This is a genomic window from Cryobacterium frigoriphilum (genome assembly GCF_004403305.1).
In the GTDB taxonomy this organism is placed as follows: Bacteria; Actinomycetota; Actinomycetes; order Actinomycetales; family Microbacteriaceae; genus Cryobacterium; species Cryobacterium frigoriphilum.
Genome location: NZ_SOHE01000018.1, coordinates 12,186 through 36,955, shown reverse-complemented (window position 1 = coordinate 36,955; position 24,770 = coordinate 12,186). Strand labels below are relative to the sequence as shown.

The following is a 24,770-nucleotide window of genomic DNA, read 5'->3' as shown; positions in this document are numbered from 1 at the left end:
TGTGATCCGGTTCTCATCACGAGTTGCGGTCAGCCGCTCTCGCGCAGGGCAAAGGGGTGCAGCAGCACGGGGTGCAGACCGGTGCGATCACCTGGCCGGGGCGCGATGTCGGTGACGAAGTGGGCGGCCGACGGTGTGGAACTGCCGGAGCCGCTCGCGGTGGATGCGGCGGCGGCCTCGGTGGCATGGCGCTTCTTCGCCTGCACGGCCACGTCGACGAGATCCCACAGGTTCTCCCCGGTGAGTGAGACGCCCTTCGCGCCGGAGCGTCGAGTGTGGCCGCGCACGAGCAGGTAATTGGTCTGGAACACCGCACCGCCGATGCGTTCCTGGGCGTCATGGAAGAACACAACGTTGCTGACCGGGCCGGTGCCGTCGTCGAGGCTGACGAAGACGACTCGACGGCCGTCGCGCATCGGAGGCGTGTTCGTGGCCCGCCGTACCCCGGCGATGAGCACCTCGGTGCCGCCCGGCAGGTCGCCGAGCTTGGATGCGGGGGTCACGCCGAGCTCGGCGAACAGCGGGTAGAACATGCTCATCTGGTGTCCGTTCACGGCGAGGCCGAGGCCCTGCAGCTCCAGGTCGGTCTGGGTGCGGCCGCGCAGCTCGAGTGAGGTGACCGCATTGAAGCGGGGGCCGGTGAACGTGGGTACCGGAAGCTCCACTTCGAAGGCGAGCTGGTCGACGGCAATCGTGACGGCGGTGCCGCGCAGTGCCTGAATATGGGCGAGCAGCTCGTGCCGACGGGCACGGTCGTACCCGATAAAGCTGTCGAGCGCACCGACCCGGGCGAGCGCCTCAAAGGTGCGGCGCCGCGGATACACCCGGTCGCGAAAATCCTGCAGCGAGCTGAAGGGCTGGTGCCGCGCGATGCGGGCCCGTTCGGCGACACTGCTGCCGGTCAGTTCGGGCAACGCCAGACGGATGCCCTGACCCCCGATGCCCTGACCCCCGCTGCCCTGACCCCCGGCCGGCAGGTCTTCCACCCGATAGTCCAGCCCGCTGTGCTGCACGTCGAGACCGAGCACCGGCACTCCGAGGTGCCGGGCCTCGGCCACGATCAGGTCTTTCGGCCACATGCCGGGGTCGTGGGTGAGCAGCCCGCAGAGGAACGCGGCCGGATGATGCGTCTTCAGCCACGCCGACTGATAGGTGGGCAGGGCGAACGCGGCGCCGTGCGCCTTGGCGAAGCCGAAGCTGCCGAAGCCGGCGAGCACGGTCCAGGTGCGCGCGATAACACTCTCGGGAAAGCCGCGCTCGAGCGCCTTCTCGCGCACATACGCCTCAATCCGGGGCAGTTGCTCGGGTTTACCGAGGTGGCGGCGAAAAACATCCGCTTTTCCGAGGCCGCAGCCGGTGAGTTCGTCGAAGAGTCGCATGACCTGTTCGTGAAAGATGACCACGCCCTTGGTCTCGCGCAAAATCGGTTCGAAGCGGGGGTGTAGGTAATCGGGCGCGACCTCGCCGTGCCGGGCCTGCAAATACTTGAGAGGCATGTTGTTCTGCATCGGGCCTGGCCGAAAGAGCGAGATCTCCACGGTGAGGTCGTTGAATACCTCGGGCTGCAGCTTGCCGACCAGTTCCATCTGCCCGGGCGATTCGATCTGAAAAATGCCCAGGGTGCGGGTGGAGCGGATGAGCTCGAACGTGGCGGGGTCATCGAGCGGCACCCGGTCGAGGTCGATGCTCTCGCCGGTGAGCCGGTGGTGCTCTTCTACCGCGTGCGCCATCGCCGACTGCATGCGCACGCCCAGAATGTCGAGCTTGATCAGGCCCATCGGGTCCATGTCGTGCTTGTCGAACTGCGACATCGGCAGGCCCATGCCGCTCGCCTGCACGGGCGTGCGGTCGAGCAGGCTCGAGTCGGAGAGAATCACGCCGCACGGGTGCACCGAAATGTGCCGGGGGAGTCGGTCGAGTTTCGCGGTCAGGTCCACGAGCAGGTCGAGTTGCTGCGACTCGCGCACCTCGGCGGCGAGGGCCTCGAGCTCGGGTTTCTCTTCGAGGGCGCGCCGAAAGTCGCGGGCGTTGAAGCGCCACATCTGCTTGGCGATGACCGCGATCTGGGCGTCGGGCATGCCGAGCGCGAGGCCGGCATCGCGCACCGCGCCGCGGCCGCGGTAGGCGTTGGTCATCGACATGAGCGACACCCGGTCGCTGCCGAAGGTCTCGAACAGGGTGCGGTAGATGTCGTGCCGGCGGGCCGACTCAACGTCGAGATCGATGTCGGGCAGGGTCTGGCGTTCGGGGGAGAGAAAACGCTCCCAGAGCAGCCCGTTGGAAATGGGTTCGACCGAGGAGGTGCGCAGCGCATAGTTCAGCACCGAGCCCACGCCGGAGCCGCGGGCCTGAATGCGCACGCCCATTCCGCGCACGATGTCGGCGACCCGCGACACCGTGAGAAAGTAGCTCGCGAAGCCGAGGTGCTCGACCGTTTTCATTTCGTGGGCGAGCTGGGTGTGTGCGGCCTCGATCGCCCGGCCGCCCTCCCGGGCGTAGAGGTCGTCAATGCCGTGACGGGCGCGCCGCCACAGCTCGGCGACGGGGTCACCGGTGACCCCGATGATGCGGGCCTCGGGCATGCGGGGGCGGCCGAGGCCGATGTCGGCGACCGGGTCGAGCGCGCAGCGGTCGGCGAGCTGTTCGGTGTCGCGCAGCATCCGTTCGAGGGCGCCGCTGTCGTGCGACCCGGCATCGACGACCATGCGGGCCACCTGACGCATGGCGCCGACCGGTTTCAGCCAGGCCTGGCCGTTGAACTGCGGATGCTCCAGCTCGGCAAGCGAGGTCAGGTTGCGGGCCGCGTCGGCCAGGTCGGCGGTGACCGCCTCGTCGGGGGTGCCGTAGCGCACGGCGTTGGTGAGCACCGCGGGCAGGCCCGTGCGCTCAGCGAGCGACAGCATACGGGTGGCCGGGGTGACGCTTCCGGCGGTGCCCGGCTCGGCGAGATGACAGACGACTTCGAGGTTCAGGGACTCGGGCGGGAAAGCCCGCAGCCAGGCGTCGAGGCGACCCTGCGCATCCGTCGTCTCGCGGCGGTCGAGGGCGAGGCCGACATCGCTTGCCGGGCCGAGCAGTACGGTGAGGGACTGCAGGCCGGCCAGTTCGGCGAGCCGTACCCGGTCGATGCTCGGGGCGCGGGCACCGGCGGCGACCGCCCTGTGGGCGGCACCGTGGTGGGCGGCGTTGTTGTGGGCTGCAGAAACGGCTCGGCACAGGGCGGCGTAGCCGCGCCCGGCGGTGTTGCCATGAGCAAGCACCACGACCCGGCCGAGCGAATGGTGTTCGCCGTCGTGCACGGCGAGTTCGGTGCCGAGCGCGGGGCGGATGCCGGCGGCCACACACGCGCGCACGTGTTTGACCGCGCCGTAGAGTCCGTCACGGTCGGTGACGGCGAGAAGACTCGCCCCCTGGGCGGCGGCCTGCTCGGCAAGGGCCTCGGGCATGGTGACGCCGTAGTGCGTGGAATACGCACTCGCGACGTGCAGGTGCGAGAAGGTCATGGCGGTTCCTAACCCCAGTCGAGGGCGAGCACCCAGGAACCGTCGTCGTCGTGGCGCAGGTCGTAGCGGTGTTGTTCCTCGCCGCCGCGGGAGGCGTCGAGTCGCCACAGCTCGGTGTCGATGCGCACCGGTGCGCCGCCGTTCTCCCACCAGCGAGTGCGCTTGAAGACGGCCTGAGGCTGGCCGATGACGGTGTGTTCGAAGCGGTTCCAGATGAACGCGCGGGGGTCGCCCTCGGCCCCGAGAACGACGTCAACGGGCGAATCTATGATCTGTGGCATGACGCAACTCCTTAGATGAAATCGAACAGATGTTTGATTCAGAGTGTACGTCACGCCTCCGACACTGGCCAGATATTAATGCTGGGAAGCGGCCGGACGCGTTGCCAATCAGTATGTTTACGCATAAAAGATCGTTAGGCTCGAATTGGAATCCTTCAGAAGTTCACGAACTAGAAAGGTACTTTCATGACAGTCAACAGAGCCGTTGCCTACAAGAGCCCGGGCGAAGTCCAGGTCATCGACACGGACTATCCCACTTTCGAGTTGAAAGACGGACCGGGTGTCAACCCGGCCAACGTCGGTCGGAAAGTGCCGCACGGGGTCATCCTGCGCACGATCACGACCAACATCTGCGGGTCGGACCAGCACATGGTTCGCGGCCGCACCACCGCCCCGAAAGACCTCGTGCTCGGCCATGAGATCACCGGCGAGGTCGTCGAGGTCGGCCCCGACGTCGAATTCATCGCGGTCGGCGACATCGTCTCGGTGCCGTTCAACATCTCGTGCGGTCGTTGCCGTAACTGTAAGGAGCGCAAGACCGGCATCTGCCTCAACGTCAACCCCGACCGCCCTGGCAGTGCCTACGGCTACGTCGACATGGGCGGCTGGGTCGGCGGGCAGTCCCAGTTCGTGCTCGTGCCCTACGCCGACTGGAACCTGCTGAAGTTTCCCGACCGCGACCAGGCCCTCGAGAAGATCATGGACCTCACCATGCTCTCCGACATCTTCCCCACCGGATTCCACGGTGCCGTCACCTCAGGGGTCGGCGTGGGATCGACCGTCTACGTCGCGGGGGCCGGACCGGTCGGCCTCGCGGCCGCCGTCTCGGCGCAGCTGCTCGGCGCTGCCGTCGTGATCGTCGGCGACATGAACCCGCAGCGCCTCGCGCAGGCCCGCAGCTTCGGCTGCGAGACCATCGACCTCACCCAGGGCGACCCGCAGGATCAGATCGAGCAGATCCTCGGCGTGCCGGAGGTCGACTGCGGCATCGACGCCGTCGGCTTCGAGGCCCGCGGCCACGGAAAGGATGTCGGCACCGAGGCCCCGGCCACGGTGCTCAACTCGCTCATGACCGTTACGGCCGCCGGCGGTGGCCTCGGCATCCCCGGCCTCTACGTGACCGGTGACCCGGGCGCGAAGGATGCCGCGTCGCAGGAAGGATCCCTCTCGCTGCGGCTCGGTCTCGGCTGGGCGAAGTCGCTGTCGTTCGCGACCGGCCAGTGCCCGGTGATGAAGTACAACCGCCAGCTGATGATGGCGATCCTGCACGACAAGGTACAGATCGCCAAGGCCGTCAACGCCCAGGCGATCACCCTCGAAGACGCCCCGCGCGGCTACGCCGAGTTCGACGCCGGGGCCGCCACGAAGTTCGTGCTCAACCCGAACGGCTACATCACGGGCTAGTCCGCACCGGCCGCGCGGAGCATCCGTCGAGAATCAGACAGAATTCTGGTTCTCGACGGATGCTTCCCGTCATTTGTCACGGTGACCGGGGGGTTGTCGCACAGGTTGCGGCGATTAGTGTTGAAGCATGACCGGTGCCGAACTTCTCGAACCCGCTGCGCGGTTTTTTCACACTCTCTCGGACATCCCCGAGCAGTTGGAGACCCCGACCGGGCTGATTCGTGACCGTGGCAACCGTCCGCTGCAAGACCTGCGCCTCTCGGTCACCGACCGCTGCAACTTTCGCTGCGTCTACTGCATGCCCAAAGAGATCTTTGGCCGTGACTTCGCCTTCATGGAGCGCGAAGAGCTCATGACCTTCGAAGAGATGACCCGCCTCGCCCGCATCTCCATCGCGCACGGTGTGGAGAAGATTCGCCTCACCGGTGGCGAACCCCTGCTGCGCCGCGGCCTCGAGGAGCTCGTCGGCATGCTCGCCGAGCTGCGCACCCCCGACGGCCGAGAAATCGACATCGCCCTCACCACGAACGGCTCGGCCCTCGCCACGAAGGCGCAGGCGCTCAAGGACGCCGGCCTCAAGCGCGTCACCGTCTCGCTCGATTCCCTCGACGACGCGACCTTCCAGGCCATGAACGATGTGAAGTTTCCTGTCTCCAAGGTGCTGCACGGCATCGACGTGGCCCACGAGGTGGGCCTCGGACCGATCAAGATCAACATGGTGATGCAGCGCGGCAAGAACGACCAGGACATTGTGGCCATGGCCCGCCACTTCAAGGACACCCCGTACATTCTGCGGTTCATCGAATTCATGGACGTCGGCACCAGCAACGGATGGGACATGGCCGCGGTGATCCCCTCGGCCGAGGTCGTACGCCGCATCAACGCCGAACTGCCACTCGAGGAGGTCGCCCCGAACTACAGCGGCGAAACCTCGAGGCGCTGGCGCTACCGCGACGGCGGCGGCGAGATCGGCGTCATCTCGAGCGTCACCCAGTCGTTCTGCCACTCCTGCTCCCGCGCCCGGGTCTCGACCGACGGCAAGCTCTTCACCTGCCTGTTCGCCACCGAGGGCCACGACCTGCGGGCGCTGATGCGCGGCGGCTGCACCGACGAGCAGCTCTCCACCGTGATGGCGCATATCTGGCGCGAGCGCACCGACCGATACTCCGAGCTGCGCAGCTCCAAAACCCGCGAACTGCGGGCATCCGGTGCCAAGAAGATCGAAATGTCCTACATCGGCGGCTGACCCGCTGCGGCATCCGCGTGCCCGGCGCGCCCGGAAGCTGCTTGTGCGCCCGAGAACGGCACGTGCGCGCCAGCCTGGCGCCGTGTCGTGCGCCGGAATACTGCTCCTGCGCCCGACTCCTGCACCCCGTTTCGTTCATGCGCCCAGAAACTGCTTGTGCGCCCGTGATCGCGGGCGCACAAGCAGTTTGTGGGCGCATGAGGAGCGAGTGTGCCCGGTGAGGCACGGGCAGCCGGGGGCGCGCCCGGGGTGGCTGGGCGGCCGGCCGAAGTCGGTGACGGATGCCGCGACATCCGTCACCCGACCGCTGGCACCAGGCGGGCGCGGACCATTCGACGGAGATCGGCTCCGAATTCAGGATCCTGGCACGCGAGAAGACTGCCTGAGAAGCGAGAACACGGTCTGGTGGTGTTCGCCTCCGTCGAACGGTACGGCGGACGGACCTGTGGAACCGTGGACGAGAATAGACGGATGACTGACGCCGGCGACTTCGTGGATTCCACGCTGCAGAGCGAGGGAACCTGGTACCGGGCCGCCGACGACAAGGAGCGCCTGAACAGCGACCTGCGCTTCTACGGCGCCTCGGTCGGTGCCGTGCGCGGTACCGTGCGCGACCTCGCCCGCCGGTACCCGGGAATGACCCACGACGAGATCACCGCTCTCAGCTCGGAGCTGTGGCGGGAGCCGGTGTTCGAGCGGCGCCTCGCATCCGTCGTTCTCTTGCAGGCGAATGTGTCGCGGCTGGTCGGCTCCGACCTCACCCGCATCGAGGGTTTTGTGCGCGACGCGCGCCTGGCCGCCCTCGTCGACCCGCTTGCCCTCGACGTGCTCGGGCCCCTGCGCGAGAACGTGGGCCGGCGGGACCGGATGCGCATCGACCTGGCCTTCGACCGCTGGGTGCGTGACGACGTGTGGCTGGCGCGTGCTGCTCTGCTCTCGCCGCTGCGCGCCCTGCGAGCCGGCGCGGGGGACTGGCCCGGCTTTACCCGCCGGGCAGCTCTGGCGGCGGGGCACAGCCCCGTCGTCGTCGAGGCGATCGACCGGGTTCGGGCCGAGGTGGGCATCCGTCGGCCGGACCTTCTGGGCTAGCGTGAGGGAATGTCCTCTCAGCAGCTGATGCTCGTCTGGCCGAATGACCACCGGCCGACCCTGGCACGCCGCGAACTCGCGATCGAGGTGGTGAACGTATCCGCGCTGCCCTGGCTGCCCGCGGAGGGCGACGATTTCTACGTGGCCGGATTCCTGCTGGCGCCGGGCGTCACCCCGGGCACCCGGGCCGGCGGCGACTTCGCCTTCGTCGCCGGCAGCGAGCCCGCAGTGCCCCTGCAGCCCGGTCAACGCCGGCGGGTTGCCGTGCACCTCGCGCAGGAGGCCTGGGACCAGGCCGCCGCCGGCACCCACCGGGTGCAGGCCCTGCTGATCAGCCTCGACCTGCGCAGCGCCGAAAACGCGCCGCTCGAGCGCCTCCCCGACCGAACGGATGCCGGAGCCGCCGAGCGCGCGCTGATCCCGCCCGGCTCCGCGGCCGCCAAGCGCGGCGAGCGGCTGATTTTCGACCGGGTCCTGACCGCAACCGAGTCCGCCGCCGTGCTCGATGAGATCCTGCTGCTGTGCACGGCCACCGGCTTCCACGCCACCGGCGTCGCGCAGAATTCGGGCCAGGTCACCGCCCACCACATCGAGGTTGACCTGACCGCCGAAGAATGGTTTCTGTACGACCCGCGCTCGCGCGCCAGCTACCGCTATCACGACCACACGGTGACGGCACCGCACGACGAATTTCCCACGCACAGCGAATTCGGAGAGTTTGTTCCCGACCAGGCACTGCGGCTCGCGTTCCCGCGAAAACTGTTCGTGTGGGGCCGGCCTGGCGACGATTACCGGCCGATCCTCGTGCAGCGACTCGGGCACCATTCGATCCTGATCACGATTGAAAACCGGGACGATGCGGCCGCCCGCGGCACAATCATCGTCAATACTGAGCTCGGCCTGATCGAGAAAATGTGCCGAACAACGGAAGCCGTGCTGCTCACGAACGTGCAACCCGGCCTGCCGGTTGAGCGCCACACGCCGACAGATCTGGGCGACCTCAGTTACCAGACGCCCTCCTACTGACACGCGCACACGACACGTTCGGCGACACCGTGGCACAATTTTGGGATGAGCAGAATCACGGTGCGCCGTAAAATCACCCGACTGACCGTGGGTCAGCGTCGAATCCCGAACGAAGACGTTCTCGCGGTCGAAGAGCCCCTGGAGATTCGCGTGCAGGGCCGCTCGCTCGCGGTCACCATGCGCACCCCGGGGCATGACTTCGAACTGGCGGCCGGGTTTCTGGTCTCCGAGGGCGTCATCTCGCGCAGCGATGACTTCAACACGGCCCGCTACTGCGCCGGCGCGACCGAAGACGGCGTCAACACCTACAACGTGCTCGACGTCACCCTTGCGCCGGGCGTCAATGCGCCGGCACCGAGCCTCGAACGCAACCTGCTGACGACGAGCTCGTGTGGACTGTGCGGCAAAGCCAGCATCGATATGGTGCGCACGAAGTCGTCGTTCGAGGTGCGCGACGACGAGCTGCGCCTCGACGCCGGACTGCTCACGACCTTTCCCGACCGCCTGCGGGCCGGGCAGCCGGTTTTTGACAAGACCGGGGGCATCCACGCGGCGGGCCTGTTCGACGGCGCGACCGGCGAGCTGCTCGTGCTGCGCGAAGACGTCGGCCGGCACAACGCCGTCGACAAGGTCATCGGCTGGGCCCTGACCGAAGGGCGCCTGCCGCTGACCGGAACCGTGCTGATGGTGTCGAGCCGGGCGAGCTTCGAACTCACCCAGAAGGCCCTGATGGCCGGCATTCCGGTGCTCGCCGCGGTGTCGGCACCGTCGTCGCTCGCCGCCGAGTTCGCCGCCGAGGTCGGCATGACCCTGGTCGGTTTTCTGCGCGGCGACTCGATGGTGATCTACTCCGGCGGCGAACGCATCACGGAGCCCGAGCCCGCACCGATTCTGGCCGAGGCCGTTCTCGTCGAGTAGCATTCGGCCGGCCGTGCCGCGGGCAGAACTCCCGCGGCACGGCCGGCATAATGCAGCCCGGCGTGGTTCGGCTCAGCTCAGCTGCGGCACGTCCTGTGGCGCGTGCACAACGAAGCGCACCGACATGGCCTTGTAGCCCGGTGTGTTCGACTCGCGGGCGACGAGTTCGCGGTGCATGAGTGCGTTCGCCTCGGGAAAGTAGGCGGCGGCGCAGCCGCGGGGCGTGGGATACGCGACGAGCCGAAACCGGTCGGCGCGACGCTCGGATCCCTGGAAGGTGCTGATCACGTCGACCAGGTCGCGGTCGGCGAATCCCAACTCCGTGAGGTCGTCCTCGTGGATCAGGATCACGCGGCGCCCATCCTTGATGCCGCGGTAGCGGTCGTCGAGCCCGTAGAACGTGGTGTTGTACTGGTCGTGGCTGCGCATGGTCTGCAAAATCAGGTGACCGGGCGGGGGCGTGAGGTACTCGAGCGGGCTGACCGTGAAGCGGGCCAGGCCGATGTCTGTCGCGAAACTGCGGCTGTCGCGCGGCGGGTTCGGCAGCACGAACCCGTTCTTCGTCTTCAGCCGAGCGTTGAAGTCGGCGAAGCCGGGCAGCACGCGGCTGATGTGGTCGCGCACGACGTCGTAGTCCTCCGACATGGCCTTCCAGTCGACCGGGTGGTCTTCGCCGAGCGTCGCCGCGGCCATGCGGGCAATGATCACCGGTTCGGCGAGCAGATGGTCCGACACCGGTTCGAGGCGCCCCTGCGTCGTGCGCACGACCGACATCGAGTCCTCCACCGACAGCACCTGCCGGCCAGACGGATGCTTGTCGTCGGTATCCGTGCGGCCGAGCGTCGGCAGAATCAGCGACGTGAGGCCGTGCATGACGTGGGAGCGGTTGGGCTTGGTCGACACGCTCACGGTCAGGCCGACGCGCTGCATGGCTGCCTCGAGCAGCACGGTGTCGGAGCAGGCGAGCGCGAAGTTGCCGCCCATCGAGACGAAGACGTCGACGTCGTTGTTCTCGAAGGCGTCGACGGTGTCGACCGAGTCGAGGCCGTGCTCGCGCGGCGACTCGATGCCGAACTCGGCGTCGAGGGCGGCCAGCATCCACTCGTGTGGTTTTTCCCAGACGCCCATCGTGCGGTCGCCCTGCACATTGGAGTGTCCGCGAACGGGGCACGCGCCGGCGCCGGGCTTGCCGAAGTTGCCCTGCAGCAGCAGCAGGTTGATGATCTCTTTCAGGGTGTTGACCGAGTGCGGCTGCTGGGTGAGGCCGAGCGCCCAGCAGATGATGGTGGCCTTCGAGGCGACCATCATCTGGGCGACCTTGGCGATCTGCAGACGAGAGAGCCCGGTTGCGGCCTCGGTCTCGTCCCAGTCGATGGTTTTGCGGGCGGCGCGGTAGGCGTCGATGCCATCGGTGTTCGCGGCCACGAACTCGTGGTCGACGACGGAGCCGGGAACGCGCTCTTCTTCCTCCAGCAGCAGGTGGCCGAGTGCCTGGAACAGGGCGAGGTCGGCGCCGACCTTGATCTGCAGAAACTCATCGGCCAGGTCGACGCCCTTGCCCACGACGCCGGTCGGGGTCTGCGGGTCGCGAAAGTTGAAGAGTCCCGCCTCGGGTAGCGGGTTCACGGCCACGATCTTGCCGCCGTTGGCCTTGCAGTCGGCCAGGGCCGAGAGCATGCGCGGGTGGTTGGTGCCTGGGTTCTGGCCGACGACGAAGATCAGCTCGGCGCTGTGGATGTCTTCGAGTGAGACGGTGCCCTTGCCGATGCCGATCGTGGGGTTGAGGGCGGAGCCGGAGGATTCGTGGCACATGTTCGAGCAGTCCGGCAGGTTGTTGGTGCCGATCGACCGGGCGAACAGCTGGTACATGAACGCCGACTCGTTGGCGGTGCGGCCCGAGGTATAGAAGACGGTCCGTTCGGGCGTGGTGGCCCGAATGGCCTCGCCGACGAGCTCGAAGGCGTCGTTCCAGCTGATCTGCGAGTAGTGCGTGTCGCCGGGGCGAATCACGACCGGATGCGAGATGCGGCCCTGGTTTCCGAGCCAGTACTCGGTCTTGGTGGCGAGCTCTTCGATCGAGTGCTCGGCCCAGAACTCGGGGCCGACGGTGCGCAGGGTGCTCTCTTCGGCGACGGCCTTGGCACCGTTTTCGCAGAATTCGGCGGTCTTGCGGTGTCCCTGGGACTCGGGCCACGCGCATCCGGGGCAGTCGGTGCCGTCGCGCTGATTCAGGCGCAGCAGCGACCTGGTCGTGCGACTGAGGCCGGCCTGGGCGATGCCCCGGTCGAGTGCCACGACGACGGCCTCGAGGCCGGCGGCGTGCGTCTTGGGTTTCGTGACGACGAGATTGTCTTCATTGATATCTTCAACCGGTGCTGGGCGTTTCATGACTTCATCCTGCCTGCAAAGTCTGTGAATCACGAACCCGACGGTGACCGGGATGAGGAAAATTCCTGATCGCCACGTAAGGTTGCCCACACCCCCCGTGTGGGCCGCATAGCCCCACCTGAACGAACCCTGTAACGACGCAGGCACAAGGAACCCATGAGCTGGCTCGACCGTGACCGCACCATCGCCCCACCCGGATTCAACCGCTGGCTCATTCCGCCGGCCGCCCTCGCCGTGCACCTCTGCATCGGCCAGGCCTACGCGACAAGCGTCTACAAGACCGCCCTCGTCGAGCACTTCGACGCAAGCCTCACCCAGATCGGCGTGATCTTCTCGATCGCGATCGTCATGCTCGGGCTCTCGGCCGCGATCATGGGCACCTGGGTCGACACCAACGGCCCGCGCAAGGCGATGTTCGTCGCGGCGCTGTTCTGGTCCGGCGGCTTTCTCGTCGGCTCACTCGGCATCTTCAGCAACCAGCTCTGGCTCGTCTACCTCGGCTACGGCTTCATCGGTGGCATCGGCCTCGGCATCGGCTACATCTCCCCGGTGTCGACACTGATCAAGTGGTTCCCCGACCGCCCGGGACTCGCGACCGGCATGGCCATCATGGGCTTCGGCGGCGGCGCCCTGATCGCCAGCCCGGTGTCCACGGCGCTGCTCGCGTTCTACGACCCGAACTCGGGAACGGCCGACTGGGTGGCCAGCGGCGACGCCGTCGGCAAGCTGTTCGTCACCCTCGGCGTGCTCTACCTCGCCTACATGATGTTCGGCGCGTTCACGATCAAGGTTCCCGCCCCCGGCTGGGCGCCGGCGGGCTTCGACCCCAGCACCATCAAGGTCAAGGCGCTCGTCACGAGCAACCATGTCTCGGCCAAGAATGCCATTCGCACCCGCCAGTTCTGGCTCGTCTGGATCGTGCTGTTCTGCAACGTGACCGCCGGCATCGGCATTCTCGAGCAGGCCGCCCCGATGATCCAGGACTTCTTCCGCCAGGGTGACGGCACGTCGCTCGTCACCGCCGCGGTGGCCAGCGGATTCGTCGGGCTGCTCTCGATCGCCAACATGGGCGGCCGGTTCGCCTGGTCGGCGACCTCCGACAAGACCGGCCGCAAGAACATCTACATGATGTACCTCGGCGCCGGCACGGTGCTGTACCTGCTGCTCGCCCTGTTCGGCGGCAGCAGCACGGCGCTCTACGTCGTGCTCGCCTTCGTGATCATTTCGTTCTACGGCGGCGGCTTCGCGACCGTTCCCGCATACCTGCGCGACCTGTTCGGCACCTTCCAGGTCGGCGCCATCCACGGCCGCCTGCTCACCGCCTGGTCGGCGGCGGGAATCGCCGGTCCGCTGATCGTCAACGCCTTCCTCGACGCGCAGGGCACCCCGGGCGAGCTCACCGCGGCGGCCTACCAGCCGGCGCTGCTCACGATGGTCGGGCTGCTCGTGATCGGCTTCATCGCGAACCTGTTCGTGAAGCCGGTGCACACCGACTACCACGAACCGGATGCCGCGCCCAGCGCATCCGCTGCTGCTGCAGCACCCGAGATGACTGGAGAACGCACGTGAAGACCCTGAAGATCACCCTCGCCTGGGCGCTCGTCGGCGTGCCGCTCGCCTACGGCATCGTGCAGACCCTCACCCGCGTGACGGCACTGTTCGGCTGAACGCGGCCGGCCGGGGCGTCTCAGGCGGCGGATGCCCGCGCTGGCCCCTCCGCCGGCGTCGATGGGAGTGTCGATGGGAGCATCTGTGACACTTCGTGGGAGGCTGTGCGCCTCAAAGGGGCCATCGGTGACATCTCGCGCACGAGATGGCACAGAATGCCCCTTGAGCCTCGTGAACCTTTCCCAGGAGGCCCCTCAGCAGCCCCGGCGAGGCCACCATGGGGCCATTGTTGGCTTCTCGCTGGCGAGAAGCCAAAATACGCCCCTTGACTCCTGTCTGCACGGTGCGAGACGCCAAAAAGCGCCCCTTGAAATCGATTCAAGGGGCGCTTTTTGGCGTCTCGAGGTGGCGCGAGGTGTCCGAAGGGGCCATTGTTGGCGTCTCGCTGGCGAGAAGCCAAAATCTGCCCCTTGGCCCGGAGAAAACCCCTGGCCCGGCAGGATCCCGGAGTAATCCCGGCGGAACCCCGTGACTGCGCGCCCCTCGGCAGGCTCAGCGGCCGGCTGCGTAGCCCTGCGCGCCGCGGGGGTTCGCGGCCGCCGTGAGCAGGCCCGTCACCGGGTCGGCGCCGACGCACGACAGTCGACCGAGCGTCCAGTCGCCGGTGCGGGTCACGACGTGGCCGCGCTGCTCCAGCTCGGCAATGACGGCGTCGCCCAGGCGGTCCTCGACCTCGGCGCCGCCGGGCGTCCAGGTGCGGGGCCAGAACGATCCGGGGAACGAGGTCGTGTGGAACGCCGGTGCGTCGATGGCCTGTTGCGGCGTGTAGCCGCCGACCAGGGTGCGCAGTAGGTAGAGCAACTGCCACTGGTCTTGCTGGTCGCCGCCGGGAGAGCCGAGCGCCGTCACCGGCACACCATCCTTCAGTACGAGGGTCGGCGTGAGGGTCGTGCGCGGACGCCGGCCGGGCGTCAGTGTTGACGGTGATCCGGGCTCGAGCCAGGTCATCTGCAGGCGGGTGCCGAGGCAGAATCCGAGCTCGGGAATGAACGGTGAGGACTGCAGCCAGCCGCCGGACGGCGTTGCCGAGACCATGTTGCCCCAGCGGTCGACGACGTCGATGTGGCAGGTGTCGCCGCGAGTGACGCCGTTGTCGCTGACGGTGGGTTCGCCGACTCCGGCCTGCTGCTCGGCGACAGTATCGGCCGACGGATGCCCCGCCGCGCCCCACGCGGGCGGCCGATACTCGGTGCGCATCGGCGGCAGGAACGGTGTGTGACCCGGCACGACTCCCGGCCGGAACTCCCGCGAAGCGCGGTCGGTGATCAGGGCGCGGCGCTCGGCGGAGTACTCGGGCGAGAGCAGGTATTCCAGGGGCACCGGGCTCTGTGCCGGGTCTGTGGTGGCTGGGCCTGTGCTGGCCGGGTCTCCGTAATAGGTGTCACGGTCGGCCAGCGCGAGCTTCTCGACCTCGAGAATGGTGTGCACGCCGAGGGCCGTCGAGGGGTCGAGGCACTCATCGGGAAAGCCGTCGAGCAGGGTGAGCATCTGCAACAGCACCGGTCCCTGCCCCCACGGCCCGGTCTTGGCGATGGTGTGGCCGCGAAATTCGATGGTCGTGGCCGGCTCGTAGCCGGCCTCGAAACCGGCCAGGTCGGCATCCGTCATCACACCGGCGTGATCGGTGCCGGAGGAATGCCGGTGCGGGGTCTGCTGAAACTCCACGATCTCGCGGGCCACGAAGCCCTCGCGCCATTCGCGTCGAACGGCGTCGATGCGGTCCTCGCGGGTGGTGCCGGTGCCGGCCAGCAGCAGGCGGGTCAGGCTCGCCGCCCACGCCTCGTTCGTCACCAGTTCGCCCGCGACCGGCACCCGGCCGCCGGGCATCCAGTGTGCCGCTGAGGTGGGCCAGTGCGTGTCGAACAGGGCGCCGACGGTGCCGATGGTGCGGCAGACCGCGCCGAGCACCGGATGTCCGCGGCGGGCATACCCGATCGCGAACGCGAGCACCGGCTCGAGCTCCCAGGTGCCGTGGTCGCGCAGCAGCAGCAGCCAGGCGTCGACCGCTCCGGGCACGGCGGCGGCGAGGGCGCCGGAACCGGGAACGAGTTCGAGGCCCTCGGCGCGGTAGTGCTCGGGCGTCGCGGCGGCCGGGGCCGGGCCCTGACCCATCAGCACGATCGCGTTCCCGGGGTGCTGGGCGGTCGCGAAGACGCCGGTCATGTCGCCGCCGGGCCCATTCAGGTGCGGTTCAACGACGTGCAGCACGAAGGCGCCGGCGACGGCGGCGTCGAAGGCGTTGCCGCCGCGCTCGAGCACGGCCTGAGCGGTGGCGGTGGCCAGCCAGTGCGTTGACGCGGTCATTCCGAACGTGCCCTGCAGGGTGGGACGGGTGGTGAAGGTGGCCGGGGGAGTGAAGGGTGGGGCGGAACTCACAGCATCTGCTTTCGATTGGGGCAACCGGAATATCAGGGGTTCATGCAATGATGACCCCGATCCTGCGCCAAACCGATTCGAGCGCCACTCCGAATTACGAGGTGACCCCGATGCTGAAGAAGTAGTATTCCTAGTAACCTACTTAGTGAAGCAATTGCTATTTGGTGCCGTACGACTTGACGCTGCGGAGCGATCCGCGGGAGGAGCACACCTGTGGGACCCCACACCGCCCTTGATGAACTCCGCGAGGCCAGCATTCTCGACGGCATGCGCGCAGCCGATACCCTGACCATCGCCGCGAGCCGAGACGGCGGTGCCCGCGCGGTGCGCCTGCTCGCGCGCGCCGCCGTCGATCCCAGCGACCAACTCACGGCCATCGCGGCGGTGCACGCGCTCGGCCAAGTCTTCGACGACACCGCCGACGACGCCCTCGTCGCGCTGCTCAGCCACGACGCCGACTACCTGCGCGAACACGCCGCCTGGGCCTTTGGCTCCCGGCTGCCGCGCCTCGACGCCATCGCCGGCCTCGTGGGCCTCGTCAGCACCGGCGGATTCTCTGGCATGCTCGCCCAGCGCACACTCGAGCAGTGGGGCGCCTCGGCTCCCGATTCCATCGCTCTCGCTCTGGAAGGTTCCCTGCTCGGCATCACCGAAACGGATGCCCGGGCGCGCCTGGTCGAAACCATCGGCCTCGTTGCCGGCCGGATCCCCGACCGACTGCTGCGCCGCGTTGCGGCTGCCGAGGCCGAAGCCCCCGCCGTGCGCGCGACTGCGGTTGCCGCCCTCGGCGATCGGCCGAGCACCGAGGCCGCCCTCAGCATCGTCACGGCCCTCTCGTTTGGCAGCGACGAACTGGCCGCGGTCGCCCGGCTTGCCCTCTTCGACCTGACCGTACCGTCGTACCCGCGACCGCCGTGGAGCCAGGGATCGACCGTCGCCCAGCTGTTCCTGCATGCCGACATCGACGGCGAGCTGTCGCAGGTCGGCGCCGGCGACAATGGCGGCATCGCCACCCTGCTCGTGCGCCTCGGCGATGCCCTGGTGGCCCGCGGAGCGACGGGCACGCATCCGTCGCCGAGTGAACAGGTCGAGCGGGTGCTCACCATCTCCCGTGGTGGTTACGACGCCGCACTGACCGGACTGGCCTCGGTGGGATCCACCCTCGCCGGGCACTTCTTCGCCGCCGTGCCGTTTCCGGGCGGCCCGATGCCTGCGGCCGACGCCTGGCCGCGCCGCGTGGCCGCGCAGCGCGGCATCCGTCGCATTCTGCGTGCCGCCGGCTCGGTCGATGCCATTCACCTGCGCATGGCGGATGTCGGAAGCCTCGCCGCCGCCACGGTCGCCCGTGAGCTCGACATACCCGTGGTGTTCACGGTCGCACCCGACCCGCACGCCGTCATCAACTCCCTCGAGCAGTCCGGGGCGCTCAGCCACGCCAACTTCGGCACGGTCGACGCGGTCGAACACTTCTGGTTTCGGGCCCGACTCGTGCAGCGCCTCGCCGCCGACGCCGAGCACACCGTGCTGTTTCCCCGCCCCGACCTCGAGCGCGACATGCGCGAGCTGGTCGGCATCGACGTGACCGCCCACCCCGAGCGGCACTCGGTGATCGCCGAGGGCATCGACCTCGCCGTGATCGAGCAGTCGAGAGCGGATGCCCTCGATTCTGTTGCTGAAGCCGCCCCGGTCGGCACTGCCCCGGACGCTGTTGCCCCGGGCGCTGCTGTCTCGGGCGCTGTTGTCTCGAGTGCTGTGGCGGCGGATTTCGCTGATCTTGATGCCCTGCTGGCGACGCTGCCACCCGAGCGCCGCGGGCTGCCGCTCATCCTCAGCGTCGGCCGATTGCACCGGGTCAAGGGCATGGCGGCCCTCGTCACCGCCTGGGGCACCACACCCGCGCTCCGTGCGCGGGCCAATGTGCTGATCGTGGGGGGTGACCTCCAGCATCCGTCGCCCGACGAACGGCAACAGCTGACGCTCATGAGCGGGGTCGTGCCGCTCGCCGATGCCGCTTCTCACGGCCTGCTGCTCGCCGGGCATCGCGGCAACGACACCGTCGCTCGGTGGCTCGCAGCCGCCCGCGTCGGCCGACCGGGGTTGGCGGCCCCGCACGGCGTCTACGTCTGTGCAAGCGTCAAGGAGGAGTTCGGCCTGGCCGTGCTCGAGGCCATGGCGAGCGGCCTCACCGTCGTGGCCCCGGCCGGCGGGGGCCCGGCCACCTACGTCGAAAACGGGGTGACCGGCCTGCTCGTCAATACCGGTGATCACGGCGCCCTGACGCGCGGCATCGTCGCCGCGCTGGCCCTGGCCGAGGGGTCGTTCGGGTCCGACTACGCCGAGCGAGCACGCCGCATGGTCGCCGACAACTTCACGATCCAGGCGATGGCATCGACCCTGACCGGCGTCTACCGCGACGTGGCCGCCGCCAATGAGCCGCTCGCCTGGGCGCTCAGTGCGTCCTGAAGCGGTGCGTCCTGAAGCGGTGCCTGCTAGAACGGTGCCTGCTAGAACGGTGCCTGCTAGAACGGTGCCTGCTCAAGCGGTGCCTGCCCTTGACCAGCACGCCATGAACCGGAAGTGACCCGTGACCCTGCTCATCATCAGCCCCGACTACGCCTCCCACCTGTTTCCGCTCGCCACCCTGGGCACCGAGTGGCAGCGCGCCGGGGAACGTGTGGTCGTCGCCTCCGGTCCGGCGACGGCCGACATCGTCGCGGCCTTCGGTTTCGAACGGGTCAACCTGCAGCTCGGCCGCGGCTCCAACCCCGGCACCATTCGCGCCGAACAACAGCCAGAGGGTGAAGACGACGCCCTGCGCGGCTTCTTCGACGCGACCCGCCGCGGCATGGTCGAAACCCTGCGCTTTCAGGCCGAGGCCCGCAGCAGCGATCTGCTCTACAACCCGGTCGAGATTGCGCGCAGCGTGCAACTGCTGGTCGAGCAGGTCAAGCCCGACCGCGTCATCGTGGATCACCTCGCCTTCAGCGCCCGGCTCGGGCTCATCACGGCCGGGGTGCCGCACGCGGATGTCGTGTTGGGGCATCCGTCGGCGCTGCCCGTAGCGGGCGAGGTCTATGGTTACCCGCCGGCCTGGCCGGCCGTCTTCGAGCCGGCCGCGAGCGACCTGGCCGAGCTGCGCGCGCTCTGCGAGCGCGTGCGGGACTCCTTCACCGCTCAGTGGAACGCCGCTCTGGCGCAGCTGGACCCGGCCGCGACCCCGAGCGCCGACGCCTTTCAGGAGACCGGTGACGTGTTGCTGCTGAACTATCCCGAGGAACTGCACGACCCGGCGCGCACCGAGTTGCTGCCCCCGCACCGCTTTCTCGGCTCTGCCGTGCGCGATGAAGCCCCCGATGTCGAAGTCGAGGCGTGGCTCGCCGGCTCGGATCTGCCCATTGTCTACGTGAGCTTCGGCAGCTTCCTGGCCGTGCGCGGCGACGTGCTGGCCCGGGTCGCCGAGGCGCTGCGGCAGCTGGGTTCCGAGCATGATGGGAGCGGAGTGCGCGTTGCGATCGCCGTCGGGCCGACAGACCCCGCCGAGCTCGGTCCGATCCCACAATCCTGGCTCGTGCGCGGGTTTCTGCCGCAGGTGACCCTGCTGCGCTCCGCGGCGGCGGCCGTGTCCCACGCCGGCAACAACAGCGTCACCGAGGCCATGACGGCGGGGGTTCCGCTCGTGCTGCTGCCCTTCTCGACCGACCAGTTCGCGGGTGCCGCTGCGCTGCACGACGCCGGGGTGGGCGTTGCGCTCGACCCGAATGCGGCATCCGTCGCCGAGATTCGCGTTGCCATTGAGCGGATGCTCACGCTCGCCCCCGAACCGCGGGCCCGGCTCGACGCGCTGGGCACGTCGCTGCGCGGCAGTGTGCTGCTCGGTGGCGCCGGCCCGCGCCGTGCCTTCGAGGCGCTCGAGGCCCTGCCCGTCGCGCGCTGAGGCTGCGCTCTGAGACCGCGATGAGGCCCTGAGCTGAGTCGCGGACTTCGTGCCTTCGTGAGGTAAGTGACGGTGCGAAGTCCGCGACTCAGCCGTGCCCAGGTGCTGGCAGGGGTCCTGGTGCGGGGGAGTCAACGTCAAGCCCGGTCGACAGGTCGCCGCACTCGACTGCCTGCACGTGATGCGCCATCAGGTACGGCCGCGCACCCTGGTCACCCTGCAGCCCGGCCGCGAGTGGTGCCCAATGCGCCCGCCCGATCAGCACCGGATGCCCCGGCCGGCTCCCAAAAACGGCCTGCCTGAGCGAGTCCGGCGTGACGACGATGTGCTCGTGCTCGTGCGTGCCCAGCACCCGAGCCACGGTCGCGGTATTGAGATCGGGAACGTCCACCGGAACCACGGCGATGGCCGAGGGGAGGGGCTCGAGCCGCCCCGCCGCATCGAGGCCCGCGCGCAGCGACGCCGACAGCCCCGCGGCCCAGTCCGGCGCCCGCACAATGACGACCGGCACCTCCGAGCCGCCGAGGGTCTCGGCCAGCAGGGTCTCGGCGAGCAGGGTCTCGGCCTGCTCGGCGGCCGCTCCGAGCACGACGAGGATGGGGGAGCATCCGCTTGCCGCGAGGGTCGTCACCGCGTGCTGCAGCCACGGAACTCCGTCGGCGCCGCGCACGAGGACCTTGGGTGTTCCGTAGCGCGTGCCGCCGCCGGCGGCCAGCACGAGGCCGGCACTGCGGGTCTGTCCCCGGAAAGTGGTTGTGCTCGCGGCCATAGTGCTTATCGTAGAACGCAAGAGCCACCAGCTGCCGCGAGACCACGATCAGCCGAGGGAGAATGCCGATGATCGACACGTCCAAGGGTTTCACGCTGCGGCGCACCATCGCCGCGACGCCCGACCGGGTCTGGACGGCCTGGACCGACCCCGTCGCGGTCGCACAGTGGTGGCATCCGCGGGGTACGAGCACGCCTCGGGATGAAGTGCGCATCGACGCGCGCGTGGGCGGTCAGTACCGCTACACAATGGTCAATGATGCCGCCGGAAACCGGGTCGTCACCGCCGGCGTCTACCGAGAGGTCGCGCCGTTCGAGCGCCTCGTGTTCACCTGGGGCGAGCCGGACGATGTCGTTGACACTCCGGTCGTGACCCTCACCCTCGAGCCGGTCGCCGCCGGCACAACCCTGACGTTCGACCTGCGCGGCGTCGACGGCGCCCCCGGCGACGGGTTCTTCTACGACGGCTGGAGGGAGACGCTCGACTCCCTCGCGGAGTACCTGGGCTAGATCCGCGGCAGCGCCGTGAAAGACTGAGGGCATGGCGCGCGTACGAATCCCGAAAAAGTTACGCACGCCCGTCATCCTTCTCGTGGGGCTGGTCGCCGCCCTCGCGGTGGTCGGCAACCTGCTGGCCGAGCCCGAGTCGGGCAGTCGGCCCGCGACATCCGCGGCACCGAGCGCCGCGCCGAACCTCGCCAACCCCACCGCCGACGCGGCCGCTGACCTCGCCACCGTCGCCGGGCTGCCGGGCACCGACTGGGTCGACGACGGCAGCTACGCGGGAGCGCGCGACGAACTCTTCGGCGATGCCTGGTCGTACGACTTCGACAACAACGGATGCGACGCGCGCAACGACGTGCTGGCCCGCGACCTGACCTCGATCAGCCTGCGCGCGAGCGAGTGCACGGTGACCACCGGCACGCTGCTCGACCCGTACACCGGCGAAACGATCAGCTTCACCCGCGGCATCGACACCTCGAGCGAGGTGCAGATCGACCACCTGCTGCCGCTCAAGGCCGTCTACGCGACCGGCGGGCAGGCCTGGAGCCAGGAGAAGCGCGAGGCCGTGGCGAACGATCCGATCAACCTGTTGGCGGTGAAGGGATCCGAAAACGGTTCGAAGAGCGACTCGCTGCCGAGCGACTGGCTGCCGGGCGTCTATCCCGACGTCTCCGACCGGCACGATCTCGGCCAGCGCGTGGTCTGGGACGACCTGCCCGCCGACACCACCCTGCAGTGCTGGTACGTGCAGCAGCTCGTGCCGGTGTTCGTCGCCTACGAGCTCGGCCTCACGGAGCAGGACCGCGTCGCGATGACGACCGTACTCGAAACCTGCTGACCTGCTGACCCGCTGGTTCGGGCGTGGCCCCGGCTGCCGATAGCCTACGAGCAGGGCAGGCCCGCATCACCCGTACCGCCGCAGCACCCGTACCGCCCCCGCACGTTCCCCCGACGGCCGCCCGGGAGGCCCGCCATCTCATTCCGCGACGTACTTCAGCCCGGTGCCGGGCGCATCCGCGCGGCGCAGTATCTGCCCGCAACCCCCGAGACCGTGTTCTGGGGGCGGCTGCCGTGTGCGAGCGATGTCGGTGTGCTCACCATCGACGCCGGCACCGAGGTGACGATCGACACGATCAGCCACGAGGGCGTGCTCGAGGATCAGGGCCGCAACCCGGCCGTCTTCTTCGGCGGCCACGGCGTTGACCGAGCCGACGTGCTTGACGACGCCGTCGTGCTCGCGGCCAGTGACTTCTCGCGCAATCCGCGGGTCGACGGACCGCACGTGGTGACCGGGCCGATCCACGTGCGCGGAGTGCGTCCGGGCGATCTGCTCAAAATGACCCTCGTCGAGGCCGTGCCCCGGGTGCCGTATGGCATCATCTCCAACCGCCACGGCAAGGGCGCCCTGCCGGGGGAGTATCCGCTCGGCTCCGACAACGTGAGCATCTTCGCCACGGTCGATGCCGCTGACGGCAGCGAGCGCGAACCGGCCGGCACCCTCGTCGGAACGCTGCCGCTCCTACCCGGCGGCCAGCGGGTGGTGCGGTTTCCGCTGCATCCGTTCCTCGGCATCATGGGCGTCGCCGTCGCCGGCGAACAGCGCGCGCACTCGGTTCCGCCGGGCGCGCACGGCGGCAACATCGACATCAACCTGCTCACGGTCGGGTCTTCGCTGTACCTGCCGGTGCAGGTACCCGGCGCGCTCGCCTACGTCGGCGACCCGCACTTCGCGCAAGGTGACGGCGAGGTCGCCCTCACCGCGATGGAAGCGAGCCTGCGCGTCACCGTGCGCTTCGACGTGATCGCGGCGGCGGATGCCATCGCCAACTTTGGCGCGCTGGCCGGCCCGCTCGCCGAAACGGCCGAATTTCTCGTGCCGACCGGGCTCGACGAGCACCTCGATGAGGCCATGCGGGAGTGTGTGCGGGCCGCCATCGCGCTGCTCGGCGCCCGCTACGGCATGGAACCGACCCTCGCCTACGCGTACCTGAGCGCCGCGACCGACTTCAACATCTCACAGGTCGTCGACCTCGTGACCGGGGTGCACGCCCGCATTCGGGTGGCCGACTTCGAGGGCGCCGGGCTCGCCCGCGACCGCACCGAGGCGTCGTCATGACGAGCGCGTTCGACACGACGGTCTGGCGGGTGCTCGGCAATCCGCTCGTGGAGGGTGCGTCCGACGATGCATCCGGCCGGCTCGCCGGCGAGACGGTCGCCGTGAAAGACCTCTATGCCGTCGCCGGGTTTGCGATCGGCGCCGGCAACCCGCAGTACCTGCGGGAGGCTGCCCCCGAGGCCAGCCATGCGGCGGCGCTCGCGACCCTGCTGGGGGCGGGGGCATCCGTCGTCGGAATCGCGCAGACCGACGAATTCGCCTACAGCGTCGCGGGTGTCAACGCCCATTACGGCATCGCGCCGAACCCGCGGGTCGCCGGCGGGCTGCCGGGCGGCTCCTCGAGCGGGCCTGCCGCGGCGGTCGCCGCCCGGCACGCGAGCATCGGTCTCGGCACCGACACGGCCGGATCCATCCGGGTGCCCGCGTCGTACCAGGGACTCTGGGGCCTGCGCACGACGCACGGCGCCGTCAGCCGGGCGGGCCTGCTGCCGCTCGCGCCGAGCTTCGACACGGTCGGCTGGCTCACCCGCACGCCCGAACTGCTGCGCACGGTCGCCGGGGTCGGACTGCGCTCGACGGCCTCGCTGCAGGTCGCGGCGCCCGAACGGTTCGCGGTGGCGGTGCCCCTGATCTTCGCCGCCGACGAGGGCGTGCAGGCTGCCTTCGTCGATGGACTCGACCGCCTGACCCGCCGCGGAGTGCTGCCGGCTCCCGAGATCATTGAGCTGGGCGATCTGGTCGAGCTGCTCGCCGCGTTCCGCACGGTGCAGGCCGCCGAAGCCTGGGAAGCGCACGGCGACTGGGTGCGCGCGCATCCCGGAGTTCTGGGTTCCGACGTCGCCGCCCGCTTCGAGGCCGCCTCCCGCATCACCCGGCCGCAGGCGACGGATGCCCGCGCCTCCCTCGCGACGCACCGCGCGGCACTCGACGCGGCACTGCAGGGGCGCACCCTCGTGCTGCCCGCCACCTCGTCGACCGCGCCCGACCGCGGTGCGTCTGCCGCCGCGGTCGACGCCGCCCGCGTGGCGACCCTGTCGCTGACCTGCCTGGCCGCGATCGGCGGCTACCCGGCCGTGTCGGCGCCCCTGCTGGAGGTGGCCGGCGCACCGCTCGGGCTGTCTCTGGTCGGCCCCCGCCACAGCGACCTCGCCCTCGTCGACGTTGCGGCCCGTTTCGCGGCCGCTTTCGCCGCCTGAGACCCAACGAGGAGGCCCCTGCGGACTGGGCCGCCTGCGGCTGAGCCCGCGAACAGCCTGCCCGCCGTATCCGCTCGCGCGAGTGGGCGCAAATGGCCCCTTGAATCGAACTCAAGGGGCCATTTGCGCCCACTCGCACGTCGAGCGAACCCATGAGACGCGGGCACGGGCCCGTCGGTCGCGAGCAGCCGCCCAACGGGGTCAACAGCGTCCCGAGTTCGGGTTATGTTCTGGGAACCATCGCGCTGCGACGGATGCCTGCAGGCCGCATTCGTCGCGCATCCGTAGCCCGCCGTAACGCGCCTGAAACGTTCGTTGCGTAAACTAGCAACATGAAACAACTGTTTCAGAAG

The 24,770-nt window shown here is 68.9% G+C and carries 18 protein-coding genes; 13 read left to right on the top strand and 5 right to left on the bottom strand.

All coding sequences use genetic code 11. The features are described from left to right. Positions 1-29: 29 nt before the first annotated feature. Positions 30-3,503 carry a DNA polymerase III subunit alpha gene (gene dnaE / locus E3T55_RS04400; protein WP_134518364.1) on the bottom strand — a complete coding sequence of 1,158 codons (3,474 nt, stop codon included), beginning with the start codon at positions 3,501-3,503 and terminating at the stop codon, positions 30-32. Positions 3,504-3,511: 8 nt separating this feature from the next. Then, positions 3,512-3,784 (bottom strand): hypothetical protein, encoded by a 273-nt coding sequence (locus E3T55_RS04395; protein WP_134518363.1) that lies wholly within the window; start codon positions 3,782-3,784, stop codon positions 3,512-3,514. Positions 3,785-3,970: 186 nt separating this feature from the next. Here E3T55_RS04395 and fdhA point away from each other — a divergent pair, with 186 nt between their 5' ends. The 5 genes from fdhA (at position 3,971) to fdhD (ending at position 9,467) form a co-directional block, all read left to right on the top strand. Further along, complete coding sequence (gene fdhA / locus E3T55_RS04390) at positions 3,971-5,188, top strand: formaldehyde dehydrogenase, glutathione-independent (protein WP_134518362.1); 1,218 nt, start codon at positions 3,971-3,973, stop codon at positions 5,186-5,188. Between the two features lie 127 nt (positions 5,189-5,315). Further along, the gene (gene moaA / locus E3T55_RS04385) at positions 5,316-6,434 is read left to right on the top strand and encodes a GTP 3',8-cyclase MoaA (protein WP_134518361.1); all 1,119 of its coding nucleotides are present in this window, start codon (positions 5,316-5,318) and stop codon (positions 6,432-6,434) included. 471 nt (positions 6,435-6,905) lie between these two features. Beyond that, a complete protein-coding gene (locus tag E3T55_RS04380) occupies positions 6,906-7,523 on the top strand; it encodes a DNA alkylation repair protein (protein WP_134518360.1) in 618 nt (205 codons plus the stop codon). A gap of 9 nt (positions 7,524-7,532) precedes the next feature. Further along, entirely contained in the window at positions 7,533-8,549 is a 1,017-nt protein-coding gene (locus tag E3T55_RS04375; RefSeq protein ID WP_134518359.1) for a hypothetical protein, read from the top strand. A 45-nt stretch (positions 8,550-8,594) separates the two neighbouring features. Continuing rightward, a complete protein-coding gene (fdhD, locus tag E3T55_RS04370) occupies positions 8,595-9,467 on the top strand; it encodes a formate dehydrogenase accessory sulfurtransferase FdhD (RefSeq protein ID WP_134518358.1) in 873 nt (290 codons plus the stop codon). Positions 9,468-9,539: 72 nt separating this feature from the next. On the opposite strand, the gene E3T55_RS04365 is transcribed toward fdhD, so the two are convergent. Beyond that, complete coding sequence (locus E3T55_RS04365; protein ID WP_134518357.1) at positions 9,540-11,855, bottom strand: FdhF/YdeP family oxidoreductase; 2,316 nt, start codon at positions 11,853-11,855, stop codon at positions 9,540-9,542. Between the two features lie 156 nt (positions 11,856-12,011). Between E3T55_RS04365 and E3T55_RS04360 the strand changes: the two genes are divergently transcribed. Both E3T55_RS04360 and E3T55_RS21145 read left to right on the top strand, forming a co-directional pair. Further along, complete coding sequence (locus E3T55_RS04360; protein ID WP_134518356.1) at positions 12,012-13,424, top strand: OFA family MFS transporter; 1,413 nt, start codon at positions 12,012-12,014, stop codon at positions 13,422-13,424. Beyond that, positions 13,421-13,522: an MFS transporter small subunit gene (locus tag E3T55_RS21145; protein WP_420897968.1), complete on the top strand. Its 102-nt coding sequence runs from the start codon at positions 13,421-13,423 to the stop codon at positions 13,520-13,522. The genes E3T55_RS04360 and E3T55_RS21145 overlap by 4 nt, the downstream gene beginning before the upstream one ends. Before the next feature lie 493 nt (positions 13,523-14,015). Here E3T55_RS21145 and E3T55_RS04355 read toward each other — a convergent pair whose 3' ends face one another. After that, entirely contained in the window at positions 14,016-15,827 is a 1,812-nt protein-coding gene (locus E3T55_RS04355; protein WP_134518489.1) for a gamma-glutamyltransferase family protein, read from the bottom strand. A gap of 285 nt (positions 15,828-16,112) precedes the next feature. Here E3T55_RS04355 and E3T55_RS04350 point away from each other — a divergent pair, with 285 nt between their 5' ends. Continuing rightward, complete coding sequence (locus E3T55_RS04350) at positions 16,113-18,362, top strand: glycosyltransferase (protein ID WP_134518355.1); 2,250 nt, start codon at positions 16,113-16,115, stop codon at positions 18,360-18,362. A gap of 121 nt (positions 18,363-18,483) precedes the next feature. Next, a complete protein-coding gene (locus tag E3T55_RS04345) occupies positions 18,484-19,833 on the top strand; it encodes a glycosyltransferase (protein ID WP_134518354.1) in 1,350 nt (449 codons plus the stop codon). A gap of 88 nt (positions 19,834-19,921) precedes the next feature. Here E3T55_RS04345 and E3T55_RS04340 read toward each other — a convergent pair whose 3' ends face one another. Continuing rightward, entirely contained in the window at positions 19,922-20,602 is a 681-nt protein-coding gene (locus E3T55_RS04340; RefSeq protein WP_134518353.1) for a nucleotidyltransferase family protein, read from the bottom strand. A gap of 68 nt (positions 20,603-20,670) precedes the next feature. Here E3T55_RS04340 and E3T55_RS04335 point away from each other — a divergent pair, with 68 nt between their 5' ends. The 4 genes from E3T55_RS04335 to E3T55_RS04320 all read left to right on the top strand — a co-directional run bounded on the left by E3T55_RS04335 (position 20,671) and on the right by E3T55_RS04320 (position 24,417). Then, the gene (locus E3T55_RS04335; RefSeq protein ID WP_134518352.1) at positions 20,671-21,111 is read left to right on the top strand and encodes an SRPBCC family protein; all 441 of its coding nucleotides are present in this window, start codon (positions 20,671-20,673) and stop codon (positions 21,109-21,111) included. A 31-nt stretch (positions 21,112-21,142) separates the two neighbouring features. After that, positions 21,143-21,943 (top strand): HNH endonuclease family protein, encoded by an 801-nt coding sequence (locus E3T55_RS04330; RefSeq protein WP_134518351.1) that lies wholly within the window; start codon positions 21,143-21,145, stop codon positions 21,941-21,943. Positions 21,944-22,195: 252 nt separating this feature from the next. Then, positions 22,196-23,221 (top strand): acetamidase/formamidase family protein, encoded by a 1,026-nt coding sequence (locus E3T55_RS04325; RefSeq protein ID WP_420897967.1) that lies wholly within the window; start codon positions 22,196-22,198, stop codon positions 23,219-23,221. Next, positions 23,218-24,417, top strand: a complete 1,200-nt coding sequence (locus E3T55_RS04320; RefSeq protein WP_134518349.1) for an amidase family protein — start codon at positions 23,218-23,220, stop codon at positions 24,415-24,417. The genes E3T55_RS04325 and E3T55_RS04320 overlap by 4 nt, the downstream gene beginning before the upstream one ends. The last annotated feature ends 353 nt before the right edge of the window (positions 24,418-24,770 follow it).

What these genes read in the sequence shown, in the direction of transcription:
- dnaE (WP_134518364.1), bottom strand. Translation starts at nt 3,503, where the DNA reads ATGACCTTCTCGCACCTGCACGTCGCGAGTGCGTATTCCACGCACTAC.
- E3T55_RS04395 (WP_134518363.1), bottom strand. Translation starts at nt 3,784, where the DNA reads ATGCCACAGATCATAGATTCGCCCGTTGACGTCGTTCTCGGGGCCGAG.
- fdhA (WP_134518362.1), top strand. Translation starts at nt 3,971, where the DNA reads ATGACAGTCAACAGAGCCGTTGCCTACAAGAGCCCGGGCGAAGTCCAG.
- moaA (WP_134518361.1), top strand. Translation starts at nt 5,316, where the DNA reads ATGACCGGTGCCGAACTTCTCGAACCCGCTGCGCGGTTTTTTCACACT.
- E3T55_RS04380 (WP_134518360.1), top strand. Translation starts at nt 6,906, where the DNA reads ATGACTGACGCCGGCGACTTCGTGGATTCCACGCTGCAGAGCGAGGGA.
- E3T55_RS04375 (WP_134518359.1), top strand. Translation starts at nt 7,533, where the DNA reads ATGTCCTCTCAGCAGCTGATGCTCGTCTGGCCGAATGACCACCGGCCG.
- fdhD (WP_134518358.1), top strand. Translation starts at nt 8,595, where the DNA reads ATGAGCAGAATCACGGTGCGCCGTAAAATCACCCGACTGACCGTGGGT.
- E3T55_RS04365 (WP_134518357.1), bottom strand. Translation starts at nt 11,855, where the DNA reads ATGAAACGCCCAGCACCGGTTGAAGATATCAATGAAGACAATCTCGTC.
- E3T55_RS04360 (WP_134518356.1), top strand. Translation starts at nt 12,012, where the DNA reads ATGAGCTGGCTCGACCGTGACCGCACCATCGCCCCACCCGGATTCAAC.
- E3T55_RS04355 (WP_134518489.1), bottom strand. Translation starts at nt 15,827, where the DNA reads ATGACCGCGTCAACGCACTGGCTGGCCACCGCCACCGCTCAGGCCGTG.
- E3T55_RS04340 (WP_134518353.1), bottom strand. Translation starts at nt 20,602, where the DNA reads ATGGCCGCGAGCACAACCACTTTCCGGGGACAGACCCGCAGTGCCGGC.
- E3T55_RS04335 (WP_134518352.1), top strand. Translation starts at nt 20,671, where the DNA reads ATGATCGACACGTCCAAGGGTTTCACGCTGCGGCGCACCATCGCCGCG.
- E3T55_RS04330 (WP_134518351.1), top strand. Translation starts at nt 21,143, where the DNA reads ATGGCGCGCGTACGAATCCCGAAAAAGTTACGCACGCCCGTCATCCTT.
- E3T55_RS04320 (WP_134518349.1), top strand. Translation starts at nt 23,218, where the DNA reads ATGACGAGCGCGTTCGACACGACGGTCTGGCGGGTGCTCGGCAATCCG.